Source organism: Flavobacterium sp. CG_9.1, from assembly GCF_015751645.1.
GTDB classification, from domain to species: Bacteria; Bacteroidota; Bacteroidia; order Flavobacteriales; family Flavobacteriaceae; genus Flavobacterium; species Flavobacterium xanthum.
The window spans coordinates 74,255-95,912 of record NZ_JADOVC010000006.1; the positions used below are offsets into that span (position 1 = coordinate 74,255).

The following is a 21,658-nucleotide window of genomic DNA, read 5'->3' on the forward strand; positions in this document are numbered from 1 at the left end:
TTTGGTATTTAATTTACAATACTGAAAAAAGTATTGAATATTAAGAAGAAATTATGATACTTGCTTTTCTTATAAAAAAAAAAAACCATAACAATAACGGTATTGTTGTGGTAATGTATAGTTTTATTTTTGAGAATTGAAGAAAACTATACAGATAAAATGTACTCAACAAGCCCCTGTTCATGCGATAACTCCATTTTTTTACGCAAACGATATCTTTTTATTTCAACACTTCGAACCGAAATATTTAACAAAGGAGCCACTTCTTTAGATGAAAGATTTAATCTTAAGTAGGCACACAATCGCAGATCATTTGGAGTTAAGGATGGATGAGCTAGCTTTACTTTTTTCAAAAAATCTTTATCCGCATTGTCAAAAGCTTCCTTAAAAACACTCCAGCTATCCCCTTCTGAAATATTCTTATTGATGGTAGAAATAACCGATTTGATACTTCGATTCCCATCGTCCGTTGTTTTCTTTAAGTCATCTTTAATAAAAGCTAGCAGTTCATTTTTACTATTTAAACTCATAGTAGAGACAGCCAACTCCCTATTTTTAGTATCCACATCTAAAGAAAGCTGCTCGTTTCTAACTCGCATTACTTCTTGCTCGTTTTCAAGCTCCTTAATTTCTAATAATAGATTATTCTCTTCTATCAGTTTTTCTTTTTGTTTTTGATAGTAGTTTTTATAGGTTTTGTGAATAAGTCGAGCCATTATAAGAAAGAAAATAAAATAGATAAAGAGCGCAAGATTAACCAAATACCACGGCTTTTCAACTCGGAACGAATAAACAACGGCATCATTCAAAGTACCATTAGCAAATTTAGCTTGTACTTTGAACGTGTAATCACCTGATGGCAAATTCTTAAAATTTACCGACGTTTTTGCATTCCAAGCACTCCAATCTTCTTGAAACCCTTCTAATAAATACTGAAATTCAGCATTTATATATTTATTGTATTCTGGAACGGTGTAATTAATAGTGATGTTATTTTCATCGTAGTGAAAACGACCTTCATTTAAAATAGTTTGATTTTTAAAAATTTCATTTTGCCTATTTGTCATCACATCAGTAATTAAAACTGTGTAGTTTTTAAAACTCAAATCGTTAAGATTTAGAATATAATACCCATCAGTAGTTCCAATCAAATAGTTAGAGTTCGAAATTTGGGTAATATTTTCATAACCTAACATGGAATTAGTCAATGAAGCGGGAATTGGAATTATATTTTGTTTCAGCTGTTTACTTAATTTACTTAATGAAAAATAATGAATGTAATTTTTCGAGAAAAGCCATATTTTATTTGAATTATCAACAATTAATTTTCCCGATGTGTACTCCTCTTTTTCAAAAATAGAACTCAACAACTTGTCTTTATTGAATTGTTTTGTCTTGTCATTCAATTTGAAGATCCCTTCCTTATTAGCATAATAAATGGTGTTATTGAATTTAGTCAAACTGGCATTTTTCCCTTTTGTAGGTGTTTTATAAGTTTTAAAAGGATTTGTTTTCAATAGATTTGGATCCAACTGTAACCTAAAAACTCCTTTGTATTCGTGACTAACAAAAACTTCCAAACTATTTGTGACTTCAAAATATTTGGAGGAATAATCAAATCCGGCTACTTTATTTCTAAAACTCCACTGATTATTGATTTTAGTAAGGACTGACATTCCGTAATAATTTCCTTGAAGTAAAATACCTTTTTGATTGGGGACTGTTTCAAACTTCCAAGTTCCTGATGCTGAAAATATGTTTTTTGCAATCGTATTTTCAATTACAAAGGTTCCAGAATCATGACCACAAAAAAGTGTACCATCGTATTCAAACAAAGACCAAACCTGCCCCTTAGTACCATTTACAAACTTGAATTCATCATTAGTCTGATAATTTTTATAAAATAAACCTTGATTAGTTCCTACATACAGTTTGCCATTGTACAATTTGGATGTATATACGGTTCCTAAAATTCCTGTATCATCAACAAAACTTTGTATTGGAGATTGCAGATTAATACAATTGATTCCGTTGTCTAAACCTGCCCAAAGATTTTTATCGGCATCTTCAAATAAAGAAAGTACCGTATTATTACTCAAACCTTTATTTTGAGTGATGTGGTATTTGATTTTTCCATCATTTTTTACGATAAAAACCCCATTTGAAACCGTTCCTAAAGCAAAGCTTCCGTCTGACAGTAACTGACTACTGTACACGCTGCTTGCCGCCAACTCTGAGTCAACTTCTGTAGAAAATTTAGTCAATACAGTCCCTATGAGTTTGTAAAATCCGTTGCTCTGGGTTTGGATCAAAAGGCCTTCATCGATTGCGAAAATATTTACGATTTTATTCGTTTGTAAAATTACATTGTCAGAAACCAATCGTCCTTTTCCACTTTCAATTTCAAAAAGCCCTTCATTAATCGTTTGAAAAAAGAGCGCATTTTTTGTTCGAAACGATTTGGTTATATTATTTTTAGGAGCAATAATTTGAAACCCTCCTGTTTTAGAATCATAAATATAAATCCGATTCAAGGATTGAAAAATCACCCATTGATCATAATTTAAGATGTTCCAAAATTGTTCATCATCAAGAATTTTACTTTTTATTGTTTTGCTCAGTGAAACGTATTTAAGCTTGCCATTTGCCTTTCGCGTCCAGAAACCAAATTCCATGTAACAACCCGTGAAAACCTTGTTTCCAATCACTTTTACCGAACGAATAATAGTTTCGTTTGGCGATGGATATAACTCCCACACCGCGCCATTAAATTCTAACAGTCCCTCATTATTAGCAAAGAAAACATAATGGTTTTGATCTTGAGAAATCATCCAATTTTGGTTTCCCGCGCCATACGTAGAAGAGGAGTATTTAATAATTGGTGGCAATTCTTGAGAAAAAGCAGTAAAAGACAGTAAAAAAATAAAAATGTATAGTTTTGTTTTCAATGGTATTTCGATGTTAATTATTCCAAAAATAATCTTAAAAATAGTATTTATTTATTGGATAGAAAAAATAAAAACTATACTACAAGGAAAAAGTATATTTCTACCGCTCTTTTAATCAATATTTGTGAGTTGTTCAATTCTTTTAGTCCGTTCAAAATTGATTACTTTTGTAAAAATTATCATTTTTATGCAAGTTGACCTTTCAAAATTAGATCCAAAGAAAAATATCATCATAAAAGGTGCGCAAGTACATAACCTAAAGAATGTAGATGTCGCCATTCCCCGAAATAAGTTAGTGGTTATTACCGGACTTTCAGGTTCTGGAAAATCAAGTTTGGCATTTGACACACTGTATGCCGAAGGACAAAGGCGCTATGTAGAAAGTTTATCGTCTTACGCCCGACAATTTCTTGGAAGATTAGACAAACCAAAAGTAGAATACATTAAGGGAATCGCCCCCGCAATTGCTATCGAACAAAAGGTTAACACGACTAATGCCAGATCGACTGTAGGAACTTCAACAGAAATCTACGATTATATAAAATTATTGTTTGCTAGAATAGGACGAACCTATTCCCCAGTTTCTGGACGAGAAGTCAAAAAAAATACAGTAACTGACGTGGTCACTGATGTAAAAACTTTTGATTTAGAAAGTAAATGGCTTCTCCTCGCTCCCATTCATTTGGAAGAAGGAAGAAAACTGGAAGACAAATTAAAAGTGCTATTGCAACAAGGTTTTGCTCGAATATTAGTAAATAATGAAATGGTTCGTTTGGATGATTTACCAGATTCACTCAGCAAAAAAAATATTTTTCTAATTATCGATCGAATTGTAGTTAAAGAGGAAGAAGAGTTCTACAATCGATTAGCCGATGCAGTGCAAACCGCTTTTTTTGAAGGAAAAGGAATTTGCCATTTACAAGAATTAAACTCCGATAAAAAGTTTTCTTATTCTAATAATTTTGAATTAGACGGTATTACATTCTTGGAACCAAACGTTCATTTGTTCAGTTTCAATAATCCTTATGGAGCGTGTCCCGTTTGCGAAGGGTATGGAAATATTATAGGAATTGATGCCGAATTAGTGGTCCCCAATACTACTTTATCTATTTATGAAAACGCTATTTTCCCTTGGCGTGGTGATAGTATGAGTTGGTTTCGAGATGAATTGGTAAATAACGCTTACAAGTTTGATTTTCCCATTCACAAACCGTTCTTTCAATTATCCGAAGAGCAAAAAGAATTGATTTGGAACGGAAATGAATATTTTCAAGGTCTGAATACTTTTTTCAAAGAATTAGAAGAAAAAAATTATAAAATACAAAATCGGGTAATGCTTTCTCGCTATCGCGGGAAAACCAAATGTTATTCCTGTAAAGGAAAACGCTTGCGAATCGAGGCCTCTTATGTGAAAATTAATTCTAAGACAGTCTCTGATTTAGTTGATTTACCAATTAAACATTTAGTTCGTTTCTTTAATAGCATTGAGTTAGATGTTTATGAAAAGCAAATCGCCAAACGTTTATTACTTGAAATAAACAATCGACTGGCATTTTTAACTGAAGTTGGTTTGGATTATCTTACGTTAAACAGAAATTCATCAACCCTTTCTGGTGGAGAATCGCAACGCATAAACTTAGCGACTTCGCTAGGGAGCAGCTTAGTGGGATCGATGTATATTTTGGATGAACCGAGTATTGGTTTACACCCAAAAGACACGGAACGTTTAATAAAAGTATTGCTTTCACTTCGAGATTTAGGGAACACAGTTATTGTTGTGGAACATGATGAGGATATTATGAAGGCAGCGGATATGATCATCGATATTGGTCCCGAAGCGGGTACATTAGGCGGTCATTTAGTAGCACAAGGAACATTTGATGAAATTCTTAAATCGACATCGCTTACTGCTAAATATTTGAACGGAGATTTAGAGATTTCAGTTCCTAAAAAACGAAGACCATTTAAGAATTATATCGAAATAAAAGGCGCCAGAGAAAATAATCTTCAAAATATAGATGTCACCTTTCCATTGGATGTTTTGACTGTAATTACAGGAGTTTCAGGTAGTGGAAAAAGCACGCTTGTCAAGAAAATATTATTCCCAGCAATGCAGAAAAAACTGGAAAATGTGGGCGAAAAAGCGGGACAATTCAGTGAAATGTCTGGATCATTTTCACAAATAAAACACATTGAATATGTCGATCAGAATCCAATAGGCCGAAGTTCTCGTTCTAATCCTGTTACTTATATTAAAGCGTATGATGACATTAGAGAATTATACGCTAAAGAAAAATTATCAAAAATAAGAGGATATCAAGCCAAACATTTTTCTTTTAATGTTGATGGTGGAAGATGTGAAACCTGCAAAGGAGAAGGTTCCATTAATGTGGAAATGGTCTTCATGGCCGATGTGCAATTGCCTTGCGAAACCTGCAATGGAAAAAGATTTAAGAAAGAAGTTCTGGAAGTAGCCGTTGAAGGCAAAAATATCCATGATATTCTCACTATGACTGTTGACGATGCTATTGCTTTCTTTACAGCAAACAAACAGGCTAAAATCATTCAAAAATTACAACCGCTACAAGATGTTGGATTAGGATATGTACAATTAGGACAATCGTCGTCTACGCTTTCAGGTGGCGAGGCGCAACGAATCAAGTTAGCCTCCTTCTTAGTAAAAGGAGCTACAAAGGACAAAGCACTTTTCGTTTTTGACGAACCTACAACAGGATTGCATTTTCACGATATCAAAAAACTATTAACTTCCTTTGATGCCTTAATCGAAAAAGGACATTCGATAATTGTGATAGAACACAATCTGGATCTAATAAAATGTGCGGATTGGATTATTGATTTAGGACCTGAGGGTGGAGAAAATGGTGGCAAACTATTAGCAGTGGGAACTCCAGAGCAGGTAGCAAAAATAAAAGCTTCAGTTACTGGACACTATTTGATAGATAAATTATAAGAGCATTACCCCATATAACATTTTTCTTCAAACGGATTTCCGTCTTCATCAATTGCTATTAGGATTTTTTTAGCCTTTGATGAAACTTGTGTAATGTAAATCCAAGCAATTGACCAAAGACCAAGAGTTGCACAAAAAATAACAAAATTAAAAAAATGGTCTACTTTTTTTTTCTTTTTTAATAAAACGGCATACGGCAACTTGTCATTTCGTTCCAAAACTACAAAGCCGTTGCTAGTTTTATTGGCGAGAATCGACGAAAATTTCATTAAATTCTCGTCCAAGATAGTATCGTTTGTTTTCATGTTACTTATGATAATTAATCCACATTTTTGATTTGTTATTTCTAAAAACAACAAGGACAAAAATAAAAGCAAATTTAGAATCATACAATACCCACTTTTAGTGATATTTCAATTATTATCATACAGTAGTAACTAAAATTAAATCCTAAATATCCGATAATAAAGTGTTTAATTTACTGCATATTAATTCCAGAACTACAAATCTTCTATCGTAGTTTCTTTAAAACCAAATCAATAGCTTCATTGATTTCAACGGAAATTACAAATTTGTAATTAATATAAATGTAAGTAAGGGTAACTAAAACCGATTTTAAACCTATAGATACTATTGGATTAAAGGGAAATTCCCAAAAATAAAATAAAAGGAACAAAACAAATGTGATTCCGAGCGAATATAGGGTTTGCTTTGTAAATGGATACAAATGCAATTTCTTGACCACAAAAAGCAATTTAGCTATACTGTACAACGTAATTGACACCAAAGTAGCAAATGCGGACCCCATAATACCGTATAGAGGAATAAATATTGCATTCAAACCAATCGCTACAACTACTAGAAAAACGCCTAAAAATAAAACAGCACGGTAATACTTTGTATTAAAAATGATTGCATTATTATTTCCTAATATCAAATCAAAATATTTTGATAATCCAATCATAAAAACAACTAATATTCCACCGCTGTATTCTTTTGGTACAATTTCATACAACTGATTAATATTTACAAAAATTCCTAACATTACAAAACCACCTACCACTTGTAAATTGATTGATGTCTTTTTATATAACACATTCAATTCGCTAAATTTATTATCATGCATCAGTTTAGCGGTAATAGGGTATACAATTTGGTGCATTGCACGACTTGGAACTGATATCACTAATGCAATAAAGGTTGCTATCGAATAATAGGCAATGTTTTCAATAACCATATATTGGTTCAGCATAATTTTATCGCCATCCAAAAGCAAATTAGCCACACTTCCTGATAAAATAATGTAGAAAGTATATTCCAATAAACCTTTTGCATTTTTTGGAACAGTAATTTGAAAACTGGGCCTTTTAATATAAAATGCGTACGCCATGGTGATCAACAGCGCCAAAAAATAAATTCCAGCTGTGATGTAGACAAAATCTACCACAGTAATCCAATTATAGTACACCCCAATCAACGCAACTAAGGAAAACAATCTCAAACCTACTTCTTTGATAAAATTACCAAAAACCGAGTGCATGTGAACTCTGGCCCAAGCGTAAAAAATTTCGAAATAGGCCATGCACAGTCCTATAAATGGAATGAGCCAAATAAAATCCTTAACGACTGGATTTTTCTTGGATACAAAAATTAAAATATCATCAAAAAAAATAAATCCTATAAAAATTAACGGGATGGAGAGCAGTAACGGAAACAAAACAGTAAAAGACAAAAACTGAGATCGTTCTTCGTCAGTGTTGTACTGAGAATAGAATTTAACTAATGTATTTTGCATTCCTATTGCAAACAAAGGCATGATTACATTAGCAACAGAAAGTATATAATTAGTTAAAGCATAATACGTAGCACCTAAAAAAATGGGATATAAATAAAGTGTATTTATTGCTCCAATTCCAAAACCTAAGTAGGTAATTATTGTATTCTTTAAAGATTGATTTAGTACTATTCCCATTATTATCTTTTTGTGAAGTTATAATCAACCTCACTTCTAATTTACATTTTGTTTAGCAACGAAACCAATTGTTTGGTTAAGTTCTTTCGTGAATAGTGCTGTAATCCCACTCCATTTGATTGTAACTTCCCCTCTAAAAATTGATTATAAAATTCCAAAATTACACTTTTTAATTTCATTTTTTCGGAATACTTGAGGAAGACGCCGGTGTTCGTGTTGTTGATGATTTCGGCAAAATCAGAATCCTTTGGGCCAATGGCAATTATAGGTCTGTTCGAAACCATATATTCGAACAATTTACCAGGAATAATACTCTTTGTGTCTTCAGAATCAATTTCGATCAGCAATAAAACCTGCGATTTCCTTTGCTGTGCAATTGCTTCTACGTGCGAAAGATATCCTAAATTATTCAAATACGGATTCAATCCAAAATGCATAATCGTTTCCAAAACTTCCTGACTAACTGCTCCGATTAGTTTTATTTCTAAATGTGATTTAAAATCTGGAATCTCTTGTGTCAGTTCAACCAAACTTTCCCATAAAATCAGAGGATTTCTCTCAGATAGAAAGGAACCAATATGTGCTAAGCTAAATTTAGTATCTAAAGTCTGTTTTGCAACTTGTTCCGTATCATATCCATTTGTTATCACTTCAATAGGCTGGCGTGTAATCGCTTCAAATTCCGTTTTAGTCGTTTTACTAGTGACAATAATAGTATCGGCTGTATTCAAAACCTTATTTTCCAGTGCTTTATGTTTTTTAGCTGCAAAACTGGACAAACGCAAAGACTTGTGATAGCCTATAGTAGTCCAAGGATCACGGAAATCAGCAAACCATTTCAAATCTAATTTTTGTTTTAATTCTAATCCAATAAGATGTAAACTGTGAGGCGGTCCAGATGTTATTATGGTATCAATATTATTTTCGATAATGTATTGTTCCAAAAAAGCAACCGAGGGTTTCACCCAAAAAACACGCGCATCTGGAATAAAAAGATTCCCGCGAATCCAAAGAAACGTTTTATCTAAAAAAGATTGCTTTTTCTGATTTGGAATAATTCCTGAACTGATTTTTTTTGTTTTGTTTTTCGAAAGAAAAGAAGCCAATTGATAGGGTTCAAAAATGGTCTGTTTCAGAATAATCGCTTTATCAGAAACTTCTTGAACCAAATTTTCATCAACAATAGGATACGTAGGATTCTCCGGAATATAAACAATAGGCTGAACGCCAAAGTCTGGCAAATACTTTACAAACTTAAGCCAACGTTGCACACCTGGCCCGCCCGCCGGTGGCCAATAATAGGTAATTATTAAAATTTTCTTCGGTTTCAAGTTCAAGGATTTGTTATAATACGATAATTCAAAATCTAAAATCAAAATTCGTTAATCAACAATCTTAAATCTTTTTCTTTCTTTCGAAATAAATCCCGCCAACTAAAAGCAGCAGCATTCCTATGGAACTAATCAACGTTATTGTGCTTCCTGTTTTTATCACTTGAGGTTCAAACTTGAATTCGATCGTGTGTTTTCCTGCTGGAATATTCAAAGCTCTTAAAACGTAATCCACTCTAATATGAGACACACTTTTTCCATCAATATACGCATTCCAACCTTTTCCATAATACATTTCAGAGAAAACGGCTAAACCTTCATTTGAATTGTTTGATACATATTTCAAGTAGTTAGGTTTGTAATTTTCTAAAGTTATAGTCGCTGAACTATCTTTGGCGAAAGCCACATTTTTAAGTTGAAAATCTTTGTTGTTTACAACCGCCACATTTTTAGAATCCAAATTTTCTAATGCCTTCATTTCTTGGTCAGCAGAATTCACCAATTTTACTTGGCTCACAAACCATGCATTTCCATTAACATCCGGATTTGATACTGGGAATTCTTTTCCTTCTTTGTCTTTTTGGATAACATACTTAACATTAAGCATATTAAGCACTTCTATATTATTTTTGGAAATCTGATAATCAATTAATTGTTGCATTCTTCTAGGTCTTACGGCACTGTATCCACCAATAGATTTATGAAAATAAGAAGCTCTTGCACCCATGTTATCGCCTACTTCAAAAACGCGGTAATTAGCGGTGTCCTTTAGAATCTCAGTATCTGAAGGTGACTCTTGAAAAGGTACTTCAACTTGACTTCCGCTTACAAAATCTTTCCCAGATACATATTTTTTATCCACAAAAAACAAATCGGAAACCATCAATAAACCTACAATTATAATGGCTGTATTTTGAGCAAATCGCTCTTTTATGGACAACCATAAAACGCCGGCTGTTAACACAACAAAAAAGCCTGATCGCAATAAATCTGCACTGTATAAACTCATTCGATCCAGCTTAAGAGCGCTTACAAATTCAGGACCGTAACTTTCTTGAAAATAAGCATCGTTTCCTCCAGAAAAGCTGAACATACTTTTGCTTAAAAATAAAATCAAAATAATTCCTAAACCTAAAATTGTCGTTTCATATAATGCTTTCCATTGCAGTTTTTTGTCCAATTTGAAGAAAGACTGCAATCCCATAATAGCCAAAACGGGGAAACACAATTCTAACACAACTTGGATTGAAGATACCGCTCTGAATTTATCGTACATTGGAACATAATCAATAAAAAAGTCGGTCAAAAATGGAAAGTTTTTACCCCATGAGAGAACTAACGCAACTATTGAACCGGATAGGAATACATATTTAATCTTTCTTTTATCGATGAACAACGCCAAAATTGCCAAAAAGAATACTACGATTCCAATATATGCAGGAGCGGCCACAATAGGTTGATCTCCCCAATACGTTGGCATTCCCGAAACAAAATCAGTTGCCTGATCTTCTGGAACTCCCTGACTTATCATGAATTCATACATATTACTGTCTTTACCAACAGCCTCATTATTTGAACCCCCGAAAAGTCGAGGTGCAATAAGATTAAAACTTTCCATCACTCCATAACTATACTCCGTAATATAGTCCTTAGACATTGAAGAAGTAGTCTCATTTTTCGAACCGTTTGGATTGAAAGTCAATTCGCTTTTTCCACGAATACTAAAATCAGCATACTCAGAAGTGGCTAATAGATTCGTAGCATTGGCACCAATAGCTAAAATTCCTGCTGCTGCTAATATCCCAAACGAATACAACAAGGATTTATATTCCTTCTCTTTTACTTGCTGATATAAAAAATAAGCAGAAAGAATCAATAAGAAAATCAATAAATAATAGGTCATCTGGAAATGATTTGCATTGATTTCTAATGCTGTCGCAAAAAGCGTAATCAAACCTCCCAAAATATATTTTTTTTGAAACACCAGAATAAAACCGGCAATAACCAACGGCATATAAGCAATTGCATGTGCTTTCGCATTATGGCCAACGCCGAGAATGATAATTAAATAAGTAGATAAACCAAAGGCTAAAGCACCAAAAAAAGCTTTCAAAGGATCAACTTTTAACACCAGCATCAAACCGTAAAATCCGAGGAAATATAAAAATAAATAATCCGCAGGACGCGGTAAAAATCGCAATACATCATCTAAAGCTCCAATATAATCGTGCGGATATTTTGCTCCCAATTGATAGGTAGGCATTCCAGCAAAGGCTGAATTAGTCCAATACGGTTCAACATCATCCGTGGCTCTAAAGTCATTTTGTTCTTTGGCCATTCCGGTATACTGCACAATATCAGACTGGAAAATTTGTTTTCCTTGTAATACAGGATAAAAATAAAGAACAGAAACGAATACAAAACCAAGTATAGCAAGGGCGTGCGGATAGAACTTATTTATTATTTTCAATTTAAAAAAGTTTGGATTAGAATAAAAAACCTGCAAATAACGACAAATTTAATCGATTTCTTCGTAATCAACGTAATCTCCCACTTTTTTGGTTTCGCGTGGGTTTTTGACATTCTCCGAATTGTATATTATTTCATCTTTACTTTGCGTATTATTCCACGTATTCTGTTGTTGCTGTTGCATGTTTTGCCCTGCTTTTTCTACAACTTTTTTTACAATTAGTGGCAAAAACAATTTTGCCAAAAACCTAAAAATATAGTAAAAAGCGATCATATAAAAAAGTGCTTTTATAAAACCAGTAAAGGAAGCTGTTTGCATAAATGTGTAATTTTTTTCAAAATTAATAAATCCAACGCTCAAAATTAAAATATCATTCTTAAATAAATAATAAAATATAGTACATTTGAAAAGCGTTGTCACTTTTTAATTAAAATACTACTATGCAAAAAATAAAAATGGTACTTGCAGCAGTCCTATTAACAATTCCAAGCATTCATTATGGACAACATACTGATCAAATTAATTCTAATAGACCAGGCGAAACTATGTCTGCTTACTCTGTAGGAAAATCAGTTATTCAAATAGAAACAGGCCTATATGGAATCAAACAAAAACATAATCTACTAAATTATGATGCTAATGGTTTTGGAATTGATGCTACACTGCGATGGGGATTGTTCATGGAAAGGCTCGAATTGATAGCAGACATCCAATACCAAAACGAGAAATACAATTCGTTATTTAACAACTCCAATATAGCAGATTTCAAACAGACGATTTTAGGAGCTAAGTTTTTAATTTACGATCCTTTTAAAAACTATGAGAAAAAAGTTAATATTTACAGCTGGAAAGCCAACAGAAAATTCAATTGGCGCCAATTACTCCCTGCCGTTTCATTATTTGCTGGGGCTAATTTTACGATGGCAGATAATCCTTACGCTTTCTCTCCAGAATCCAGCATATCTCCAAAAATCATGTTGATCACCCAAAATCACTTAGGTGATGGCAAATGGGTTTTTGTGACTAACATCATTGCAGATTATGTAACGACCGATTTTCCAAGTTATGGTTATGTAGTAACGTTAACACGAGGATTTAATGACAAATGGTCTGGATTTGTGGAAAACCAAGGATTTAAAAGTGATTTTTACAGCGATGCAATCGTTCGTGGAGGTGCTGCTTATTTAATAAACAAAGACCTTCAAATTGATGCTTCAATAAGCTCAAGCCTTAAGAACACACCGTCTATCGTTTATGGAGGAATTGGTTTTTCTTGGCGGTATGATGCTAATTATAAAGAAGTACGCGTAAATATTGACTCAGGTGATTCAGGAGAAAAAGCAGAGAAAAGAGCCAAAAAGACAAAAAAAGGATAATATAGAATTTTAAGAAATACCATGATTACAATAAAAGAAGCGATTACGAAAAGTGAATTAACAGCGTATATAAAATTCCCTTTTTCTTTATATAAAGACAACAAATATTGGGTTCCACCTATTATTGCTGACGAATTAGAAACCTTTGATAAAACAAAAAATCCTGCTTTCGAAGATGCCGAAGCCTATTTTTTCCTAGCCTACAAAGACAATTCAATCGTAGGGCGAATTGCAGCAATAATAAATTGGAAAGAAGTAAAAGACCAACAAAAAATGAAAGTCCGCTTTGGTTGGTTTGATACCATTGACGATATTGAGGTAACAAAAGCATTACTTGAAAAAGTGTACGAATTGGGGCGAAAAAACAACTTAGAATATGTTGAAGGTCCAATGGGGTTTTCAAACTTAGACAAAGTTGGTGTGCTAACTGAAGGGTTTGACGAAATTGGAACCATGATCACTTGGTATAATCATCCGTATTATGCAGATCATTTTGAAAAACTGGGTTACATCAAAGAGAAAGAATATATTGAAAGTAAGTTTCCTTTTGCCCATGTAAAACCGGAATTTTTCAAGAAAGCCAATGATCTAGTGAAGAAAAGATACCAATTAGCGCCGTTAAATTTTAAAACCACTAAAGAAATAATGCCACATGTGGATAAAATGTTTGATTTATTCAATGAATCTTATGCTTTGTTATCCTCTTTTGTAGCAATTTCAAATACCCAAAAAGAATATTTCAAGAAAAACTATATCAGCTTTATCAATCCCGAATATGTCAAATTCGTGGAGGATAAAGATCATAATATTGTAGCTTTTAGTATTGTGATGCCTGATTTTGCGGAAGCTTTGAAAAAATCGAAAGGAAAATTATTCCCTTTTGGATTTTTGCATTTGCTAAGGGCTAAAAAGCAAAGTAAAAGTGTGATTTTTTATTTAATAGGCGTCCATCCTGACTATCAAAACAAGGCGGTAACCGCAATAATTTTCAATGAATACTATGAGACCTTCACTGAAAAGGGAATTATAAACTGCTTCAGAACTCCTGAGCTAGCTGATAATGCAGCTAGTATTAACTTATGGAAGCATTTTTTTCCCGTGATTCACAAACGAAGATGTACTTTTCGGAAAGAATTATCATAGAACTAGAAATAAAATCCCATTTACCAATGGGATTTTTTGATTCTATTTCCGATTTTGGCTTGCTCAATCCAATAAAGGTTTCGAGTGAAATTTCACTCTATACAAAATGCTTTTTCCATCGAATTTTAATTGTTTTCTATCTTTGAAAATTACTTTTCCGGAAGCCTCTTCGACAACATCTCCATAACCTTCTATGTACGTATGTCCCTTTTTCAAGAAAACAACCTGTCGAACGGATGAAATACCTTCAGACATAAAGGTATAATCGGCAAAAAGCGTATCGCCTTTTAGTTCTCCAATAAGTGTTCCTTCATTTTTATCTTTTTCGTAAAAATTGTAAATTAATTTTCCCGATAATATCTGATTTCCTTTCATTGTCAGATTCATTAAAACAGTATCTTTTTTAATGTTACCACTATAAAACTGCTCAGAAATAGGCTCTTCAATATCATTTTTTTCTGGAGTTACATCAGTTCCTTTTTGTTTATTACACGAAAAGAGAACACTCACCAAAGCGAGAATCAACACACGTATTTTTGTCATATTCCTTTGTATAATTTTAATAAATCTACGTTATTTCCATTGGACTAGAAACAAAAAAAAATCTCAGTCACCGTGGTGAACGAGATTTTTTACTTTTTAATTTTCACTTTTATTACCCCAATTTCCAAAGACGAAAAGAGTGGTTGTGGAACTATGCGTCTAAATCTACTTTTGTTCTAGATGCAATTTCTTTGTACGTACCATTTTCTAATTTTTCACGAATCGCTTCAAAGGCTGTAAGGGTTTCCTCTACATCTGATAACGTATGAGATGTGGTAGGAATCATTCTCAACAAGATAATTCCTTTTGGAATAACTGGATAGATTACAATAGATAAGAAAATACCGTAATTCTCTCTTAAATCGTTTACCATAATCATTGCTTCTGGCACACTTCCTTCAAGATATACAGGAGTCACACAAGTATTTGTATCTCCAATATTAAAGTTTCGTTCTCTCAATCCGTTTTGTAATGCATTTACATTTTCCCATAATTTATCTTTTAATTCTGGATGATTACGCAACAATTCTAAACGCTTCAACGAACCAATTGTTTGAATCATAGGCAATGCCTTAGCAAACATTTGGGAACGCAAATTATATTTCAAATAGTCAATAATATCTTTGTCTGCTGCTATAAAAGCACCAATATTAGCCATCGATTTTGCAAAAGTAGAGAAATAAACATCTATACCATCTTGACAACCTTGCTCCTCACCTGCTCCAGCTCCTGTTTTTCCAAGTGTACCAAAACCGTGTGCATCATCAACCAACAAACGGAAATTATATTTTTCCTTCATGGCAACAATTTCTTTCAATTTCCCTTGCTGTCCGCGCATTCCAAAAACACCTTCAGTAATAAAAAGAATTCCTCCTCCTGTTACTTCCGCCAATTTTGTAGCACGTTGCAGGTTTTTTTCCATACTCGCTAGGTCATTGTGTCTGTATGTAAAACGTTTCCCCATGTGCAAACGAACTCCGTCAATAATACAAGCATGAGCATCAACGTCATATACAATTACATCATTTTTTGTAGCCAGGGCATCAATTGTAGACATAATTCCTTGGTATCCAAAATTCAATAAATACGCTGATTCTTTCTTTACAAAAGCCGCTAATTCATTTTCTAATTGCTCGTGATATTTGGTATGTCCACTCATCATACGTGCGCCCATTGGGTATGCCGCGCCATATTGTGCTGCCGCTTCTGTATCAGCCTTACGTACTTCAGGGTGATTGGCAAGCCCTAAATAGTCATTCAAACTCCAATTTAAAATATCTTTTCCACCAAACTGCATTCTTGGACCAAGCTCCCCTTCTAATTTTGGAAAAACAAAATAACCTTCGGCTTGTGAAGCCCATTTCCCTAAAGGTCCTTTATTGTTTTGAATCCTTTCGAATAAATCTTTTACCATAATATATCAAGTAATAATTTTAATTTTAAGAAGTTGCAAAAATAATTATTTAAATTTTATAAAGGACTTGAAAGTAAATTTATTTTTCAAGCTTTAACTTTATACTTTTTTGAAACTAATCCTAATGCCAGTTAATATCATTTATGATGTCTATAAAAAGAGCTTTATCCCTTGCCAAAGCAGTACAAAAGGGCGTCTCTCACCTTCAGGATGAATTAGGACTTAAAGATGATTTCAACAATAATCTTTGTATATTTGGGACATACAAAATATAGTTTATGTCTCCCAAAATTACAAACGATCTGCACGATCTGCTGAAAGACAACATAATTACACCCGAAACAGCCGAAAAAATTAAGTCTTATTATAGCCAAAAAGAAAGTGGAAGTGAGCATAAGCTGTATTTGGTTTTTGGTGTTTTAGGAGCTATTCTTATTGGACTTGGAGTCGTACTAGTTTTTGCGCATAACTGGGATAATTTATCCCGACCTTCAAAAATAATCCTATCGTTTCTGCCTCTTTTGATGGGTCAATTCGCAAGTGGCTATTCCCTTTTAAAAAAGTCCGAAAACAATACTTGGAGAGAAAGTTCTGCCGTTTTTCTATTCTTTGCCGTTGGAACCACAATTTCATTAATTGCTCAGGTTTATAATATTCCAGGAGATTTAAGTTCATTTTTAATCACTTGGATGCTTTTGTGCTTGCCATTAGTATATCTTATTCGATCCTCAATAGTTTCGCTATTATATCTTATTGGAATTACCTACTATGTTTGCAATACGAATTACTTTAGTTATCCAAATGCCCATTCTTATTATTATTGGTTACTAATTCTAGGAATAGTTCCACACTATATACAACTACTCAGAACTAATTCACAAAGCAATTTCACCCTTTTTCATAACTGGTTTGTTTCGCTATCTCTTTTAATATGTTTAGGCACTATCGCTAACAAAAATGAGAATCTGTTGTATTTAAGCTACATGAGTTTGTTTACGATTTTTTATTTTATTGGTGAATCCTCCTTTTTTAAAAATTTAAAATTAAAAAATAATAGCTATCTGATTATTGGAAAATTAGGAATACTCTACTTGCTGTTGCTTTATAGCTTTAAGTGGTTTTGGGATAAGTCTATTTATAATACTATTTCTGCGAAAGATACTTTTTTTTCAACCGAATTTTTAACTGCTTTTCTTCTTACACTTTTTGCTGCTGTCTTATTTTATGCAAAAAACTCCAAAACGAAATTCAAAGCAATTACCATTTTCGACTTCGTCTTTCTGACCAATATCCTTCCTTTCATTTCGGGATACGAATTTTCTCTTGTCGCCAATGGAATCGTATTAGCAATAGGGATTGCGGAGATTAAACGCGGGAATACCCAAAAACATTTGGGAATACTAAATTTTGGTTTAGTAATAATTACCATTCTTATTACTTGTCGTTTTTTTGATACCAATTTGAGTTTTGTGATCCGAGGAATCGTATTTATTGCCATTGGTTTTGGATTTTTCGCGACTAATTATATCATGCTAAAAAATAGAAATAGTAATGAAAAATAAGAAAGTACAAGTCCTATTATTTATTTTACTCATTGTAGTACAATTGTATGTTCCGTTGCAAATGATATTGAAACAGGAAGACGTAGTGAAAACTGGAACTGAGTTCAAGTTTCAAACTGCTCCAGTAGATCCTTATGATGCTTTTAGAGGAAAGTACATTACTCTTTTTTTTAAAGAACGAGAAATAACCGTTAAAAATGCCTCTAAATGGATCATAGGAGAGATCGTTTATGCCACTATCAAAACGAATAAAGATGGTTTTGCAAAGATAATTTCAATTTCAAGAAATAAGCCCTTTAAGGAAAATTGTTATGTTAAATCAAAAATTGCTTTTACTATTGATCAGAATAAAATAGCTTTGGACCTTCCTTTTAATCGGTTTTACATGAATGAAAATATTGCCTCTGATGCCGAAAAAATTTACCGAGAATTACCTCTAAATAAGAAGGATCAAACTTATGCTTTAGTTGCCATAAAAAATGGCGAAGTCGTTATTAAAGATGTTAGAATAGACGAGGTTTCCATCAAAGATTTAGCTAACAAAAAGTAAAAAAATATCAATTAAAAGAATTATTCCTACCTTTAAAGTTGAAAAACGCAACAAATCAAAAAATGTCACAAGATACAAAAGAATTAAAATTGGCCGTTCTCATTGATGCTGATAATGTTCCATACAGCAATGTAAAAGGAATGATGGAAGAAATAGCCAAATTTGGAACACCAACCACTAAGCGCATTTATGCCGATTGGACCAAGCCAAATGCAGGTGGGTGGAAAAGTGTTTTACTGGAACACGCAATTACTCCTATTCAACAATACAGCTATACGGTTGGGAAAAATTCGTCGGATTCAGCAATGATTATTGACGCCATGGACTTGTTATATTCGGATAAAGTAGATGGTTTTTGTATTGTTTCTAGCGATTCTGATTTTACGCGTCTAGCCATTCGTTTGAGAGAATCTGGAATGAAAGTTATTGGAATTGGAGAGAAAAAAACACCCAATTCTTTTATAGTTGCTTGTGACCGATTTATTTACATCGAGGTTTTAGACGGCGCTATCCAGAAAAAAGCTAAAAAACGTTCCGCAGATACTATAAAACCTGCTGGAAAACCTGCTGGAAAAACAGTTGAAAAACCGATAGAGAAATCATTGAGCAAAATCGACACAGAAACCATTGAATTGATTGAAACCACCATAGAGGATATTTGCGATGATGATGGATGGGCATTTCTAGGTGATGTGGGAAACCTAATCGTAAAAAGAAAACCAGAATTTGATCCTAGAAATTATGGTTTTGTAAAATTAACTCCAATGCTAAAATCATTAACTGATATCTTGGAAATAGACGAACGAGAATCTGAAAAAAAAGGAATCAAACATGTTTATGTACGATTGCGTTTCAGCTAAACTAATTTTTTTACTGTTTCATACAAGGTTTCTTTCCTTATAGGTTTGGATAAATAATGATTCATCCCAATGTCTTTAACCCGCTGCTTTGTGGTTTCCATCACATCAGCGGTTATTGCAATAATGGGTATATTTACATTCTCTGCTCCTGCTTCCCCGTTTCTAATTGCAATTGTCGCTTCGTATCCATCCATAACTGGCATTTGAAGATCCATTAAGACAATATCAAATTGATTTATTTTGAATGCCTCGAGTGCTTCTTGTCCATTATTAGCATAAATAACGGTGGTGTTCAACCATTTTTTAGTTATCATTTTAACAACCATTTGATTAATAGGATTGTCTTCCACTACCAAAATAGTTTTGCCTCCTAAATCGCAAACTACGGGCTCAATTCCAATTACTTCCTTTTTTTCCTGCTGCACCATATCAAAATCTAATTCTATTATGCACGTAGTTCCTTGGTTGACTGTACTATTCATTTCGATAGTTCCATTTTGCATATTGACCAATGTTTTCACGATATAAAGACCCAATCCAAGTCCACCAAATTGGCGCTTGTTATTACTATTATTTTGAGAAAAAGAAGCAAAAATACGATCCATTTTCTCTTTTGGAAATCCTACACCTGAATCAGAAATGGTCAAAATTAAACTGGCTCTATTGTTCGCTTTTAGTTCACTATCAATAGTAAATTTAATAAAACCTGTGGATGTAAATTTTAAAGCATTATTCAGCACATTATTAACAATCTGCTGTAAACGAGTTTGATCCCCAAATAATAAATGAGGAACAATTCTTGAGGCAGAAAATTCAAACTGCAATCCTTTTTCTGTGGCAATTCGATTGGCATTATCTTTTAAATGCTGCAAAACCTGCAAGGGATCAAATTGATTCATTTCCAACTTCAATTCCCCTTTTTCAATTTTAGAAAAATCTAAAATATCATTAACAGAACTCAATAAACTATGAGATGAATATTTTATGACCTGACAGTTTTGTTTAATTTTATCGTCCTGAACTTCACTAGAAATGGAATCAATCAAGTTTACAATAGCATTCAATGGCGTTCGCAATTCATGACTGATGTTGGACAAGAAGTAAGACTTCAAATCGTTCATTTCTTCAGAACGGACCAAGGCTATCCGATTGAGTTCATTTTTTTCGTTTTTCAAATTTCTAATTAATTTGGACATCGAAAGGGATAGGAAAATAACCTCTAAACCGGTTCCCAATTTCGAACTGTTTTGAGTAAAAAAGGTATTGGGTAATAAGCCGAAATTATACAAAATAAAGATGCCAAAACCTGTTATTAAAAATAAAATACCAGCAGTAAAAAAAGCATCTACGGGCTTCCTTTTATAATAGAGATAGGCTATGGAATAAACAATTAAGATTAGAAATACGAGTGTAAGCACATTAACTAAAATGTAAGAAAACAACAAAATGGACGGGATAAAAATAACGCAGAACAATAACGAAAACAATAAGGCATAAGCAACATTAAACAGAATGTAGATTTTTCGACTATTACTTTTAATTTTTAAAAACAACTCACTGTATTTACCCGATAAAAAAACCGCTATAATCGCTATAAACAATAAAGCATGATTAGAAAACCAACCTGCATTTGGCGTAACGAATTTGAAGAAAAATCCATCTAAAGCAAATTGTAACAAACCTACAAAAAAAACATATAAACTATAGTATAAAAAGATCTTATCGCTCAAAGCAAAAAAGAAGAAGAAATAGATTATTGTTGCAATGACTAAAATTCCATAAAACATACCAAAAAACAATTGTTCATTTGATATCATTGTCATAAAACTTTCTGCTGAATACAGCATGACTGGAATTTTAATAGCTTCACCATCACTCTTTAAATGCAAATACAACTGCTGAGTCGATCTTGGCGCAAGGTCTATTTTGAAAATAGCTTTACGGTTCTCAAAACTTCGCTCCGAATACGGAATGGCATCACCACTTACTAATTTTGTAATTTTCCCATTAATACTATCAACGGTATATAATTCGACTAAATCAGTAACGGGTCTGGCCGTTTCTAAGTAGTAATTCAAGCTAGAATTAGTCGGATTTTTTAGTACTGTTTTTGACCAGAAATTATTTTGAGTAAAACCTAAATCGTCATTTTCAGTTTCAAGTTGTAGCGGTTTCAAAGCATCAAAATTAGCCATAACAAATTTGACGTCTAAATTTCTTTGACCTACATCAGCAATCGTAGTGTATTTGTGTAAAGAAATTTTTTGAGGAATTGCATCGCTTGGGAAGACATACTGTGCATACGTGTTAGAAAAAAACAAGACGAAAAATAAAAATTTTGAAACAGCAAGTATCTGTTTATCTATTTTTAGACTCATAATTTGTGAATTGTTATTAATTAAAAACAGATACGTTAAAAAGGATCTTATGGTTTTCAAACCACGTCCTTAATCCAGAACGCGAATGCGAATTAAAAAAATCCTTTATAATTAAAAGCGTTAAAAGTAAGAAATATTTA

The 21,658-nt window shown here is 33.0% G+C and carries 15 protein-coding genes; 6 read left to right on the forward strand and 9 right to left on the reverse strand.

Annotated elements, in window-relative coordinates:
* Positions 1-146: 146 nt before the first annotated feature.
* The gene (locus IWX83_RS04995; RefSeq protein WP_231379824.1) at positions 147-2,948 is read right to left on the reverse strand and encodes a triple tyrosine motif-containing protein; all 2,802 of its coding nucleotides are present in this window, start codon (positions 2,946-2,948) and stop codon (positions 147-149) included.
* Between the two features lie 187 nt (positions 2,949-3,135).
* Here IWX83_RS04995 and uvrA point away from each other — a divergent pair, with 187 nt between their 5' ends.
* A complete protein-coding gene (gene uvrA, locus IWX83_RS05000) occupies positions 3,136-5,919 on the forward strand; it encodes an excinuclease ABC subunit UvrA (protein WP_073351640.1) in 2,784 nt (927 codons plus the stop codon).
* Between the two features lie 5 nt (positions 5,920-5,924).
* Here the strand turns inward: uvrA and IWX83_RS05005 are convergent, their stop codons facing one another.
* The 5 genes from IWX83_RS05005 to IWX83_RS05025 all read right to left on the reverse strand — a co-directional run bounded on the left by IWX83_RS05005 (position 5,925) and on the right by IWX83_RS05025 (position 12,010).
* On the reverse strand, positions 5,925-6,224 hold the full coding sequence (locus IWX83_RS05005) for a hypothetical protein (RefSeq protein ID WP_196828070.1): 300 nt from the start codon (positions 6,222-6,224) through the stop codon (positions 5,925-5,927).
* Between the two features lie 206 nt (positions 6,225-6,430).
* On the reverse strand, positions 6,431-7,891 hold the full coding sequence (locus tag IWX83_RS05010) for a lipopolysaccharide biosynthesis protein (protein WP_196828072.1): 1,461 nt from the start codon (positions 7,889-7,891) through the stop codon (positions 6,431-6,433).
* A gap of 41 nt (positions 7,892-7,932) precedes the next feature.
* Complete coding sequence (locus tag IWX83_RS05015; RefSeq protein WP_196828074.1) at positions 7,933-9,222, reverse strand: glycosyltransferase family 4 protein; 1,290 nt, start codon at positions 9,220-9,222, stop codon at positions 7,933-7,935.
* A gap of 64 nt (positions 9,223-9,286) precedes the next feature.
* Complete coding sequence (locus IWX83_RS05020) at positions 9,287-11,692, reverse strand: YfhO family protein (RefSeq protein WP_196828076.1); 2,406 nt, start codon at positions 11,690-11,692, stop codon at positions 9,287-9,289.
* Between the two features lie 48 nt (positions 11,693-11,740).
* Positions 11,741-12,010, reverse strand: a complete 270-nt coding sequence (locus IWX83_RS05025; RefSeq protein WP_073351801.1) for a DUF4834 domain-containing protein — start codon at positions 12,008-12,010, stop codon at positions 11,741-11,743.
* 122 nt (positions 12,011-12,132) lie between these two features.
* Between IWX83_RS05025 and IWX83_RS05030 the strand changes: the two genes are divergently transcribed.
* On the forward strand, positions 12,133-13,068 hold the full coding sequence (locus IWX83_RS05030; RefSeq protein WP_196828077.1) for a transporter: 936 nt from the start codon (positions 12,133-12,135) through the stop codon (positions 13,066-13,068).
* Positions 13,069-13,089: 21 nt separating this feature from the next.
* Positions 13,090-14,211, forward strand: a complete 1,122-nt coding sequence (locus IWX83_RS05035) for a GTP cyclohydrolase (RefSeq protein ID WP_196828079.1) — start codon at positions 13,090-13,092, stop codon at positions 14,209-14,211.
* A gap of 63 nt (positions 14,212-14,274) precedes the next feature.
* On the opposite strand, the gene IWX83_RS05040 is transcribed toward IWX83_RS05035, so the two are convergent.
* Complete coding sequence (locus IWX83_RS05040) at positions 14,275-14,754, reverse strand: hypothetical protein (protein WP_196828081.1); 480 nt, start codon at positions 14,752-14,754, stop codon at positions 14,275-14,277.
* A gap of 151 nt (positions 14,755-14,905) precedes the next feature.
* The gene (locus tag IWX83_RS05045) at positions 14,906-16,168 is read right to left on the reverse strand and encodes a pyridoxal phosphate-dependent aminotransferase family protein (RefSeq protein WP_073351629.1); all 1,263 of its coding nucleotides are present in this window, start codon (positions 16,166-16,168) and stop codon (positions 14,906-14,908) included.
* Positions 16,169-16,446: 278 nt separating this feature from the next.
* Between IWX83_RS05045 and IWX83_RS05050 the strand changes: the two genes are divergently transcribed.
* The 3 genes from IWX83_RS05050 (at position 16,447) to IWX83_RS05060 (ending at position 19,140) form a co-directional block, all read left to right on the forward strand.
* The gene (locus IWX83_RS05050; protein WP_196828083.1) at positions 16,447-17,730 is read left to right on the forward strand and encodes a DUF2157 domain-containing protein; all 1,284 of its coding nucleotides are present in this window, start codon (positions 16,447-16,449) and stop codon (positions 17,728-17,730) included.
* Positions 17,720-18,280 (forward strand): GDYXXLXY domain-containing protein, encoded by a 561-nt coding sequence (locus IWX83_RS05055; protein ID WP_196828085.1) that lies wholly within the window; start codon positions 17,720-17,722, stop codon positions 18,278-18,280. Before IWX83_RS05050 ends, IWX83_RS05055 begins: the two co-directional genes overlap by 11 nt.
* A 62-nt stretch (positions 18,281-18,342) precedes the next feature.
* Complete coding sequence (locus IWX83_RS05060) at positions 18,343-19,140, forward strand: NYN domain-containing protein (RefSeq protein WP_091257088.1); 798 nt, start codon at positions 18,343-18,345, stop codon at positions 19,138-19,140.
* On the opposite strand, the gene IWX83_RS05065 is transcribed toward IWX83_RS05060, so the two are convergent.
* Positions 19,137-21,518 carry a hybrid sensor histidine kinase/response regulator gene (locus IWX83_RS05065; protein ID WP_196828087.1) on the reverse strand — a complete coding sequence of 794 codons (2,382 nt, stop codon included), beginning with the start codon at positions 21,516-21,518 and terminating at the stop codon, positions 19,137-19,139. The genes IWX83_RS05060 and IWX83_RS05065 overlap by 4 nt on opposite strands.
* Between the last annotated feature and the right edge of the window lie 140 nt (positions 21,519-21,658).

Excerpts from the sequence above, each read along its gene's own strand:
- IWX83_RS05055 (WP_196828085.1), top strand. The coding sequence starts at position 17,720 with ATGAAAAATAAGAAAGTACAAGTCCTATTATTTATTTTACTCATTGTA.
- IWX83_RS05010 (WP_196828072.1), bottom strand. The coding sequence starts at position 7,891 with ATGGGAATAGTACTAAATCAATCTTTAAAGAATACAATAATTACCTAC.
- IWX83_RS05005 (WP_196828070.1), bottom strand. The coding sequence starts at position 6,224 with ATGAAAACAAACGATACTATCTTGGACGAGAATTTAATGAAATTTTCG.
- IWX83_RS05040 (WP_196828081.1), bottom strand. The coding sequence starts at position 14,754 with ATGACAAAAATACGTGTGTTGATTCTCGCTTTGGTGAGTGTTCTCTTT.
- IWX83_RS05025 (WP_073351801.1), bottom strand. The coding sequence starts at position 12,010 with ATGCAAACAGCTTCCTTTACTGGTTTTATAAAAGCACTTTTTTATATG.
- IWX83_RS05030 (WP_196828077.1), top strand. The coding sequence starts at position 12,133 with ATGCAAAAAATAAAAATGGTACTTGCAGCAGTCCTATTAACAATTCCA.
- IWX83_RS05045 (WP_073351629.1), bottom strand. The coding sequence starts at position 16,168 with ATGGTAAAAGATTTATTCGAAAGGATTCAAAACAATAAAGGACCTTTA.
- IWX83_RS05065 (WP_196828087.1), bottom strand. The coding sequence starts at position 21,518 with ATGAGTCTAAAAATAGATAAACAGATACTTGCTGTTTCAAAATTTTTA.
- uvrA (WP_073351640.1), top strand. The coding sequence starts at position 3,136 with ATGCAAGTTGACCTTTCAAAATTAGATCCAAAGAAAAATATCATCATA.
- IWX83_RS05035 (WP_196828079.1), top strand. The coding sequence starts at position 13,090 with ATGATTACAATAAAAGAAGCGATTACGAAAAGTGAATTAACAGCGTAT.
- IWX83_RS05060 (WP_091257088.1), top strand. The coding sequence starts at position 18,343 with ATGTCACAAGATACAAAAGAATTAAAATTGGCCGTTCTCATTGATGCT.
- IWX83_RS05050 (WP_196828083.1), top strand. The coding sequence starts at position 16,447 with ATGTCTCCCAAAATTACAAACGATCTGCACGATCTGCTGAAAGACAAC.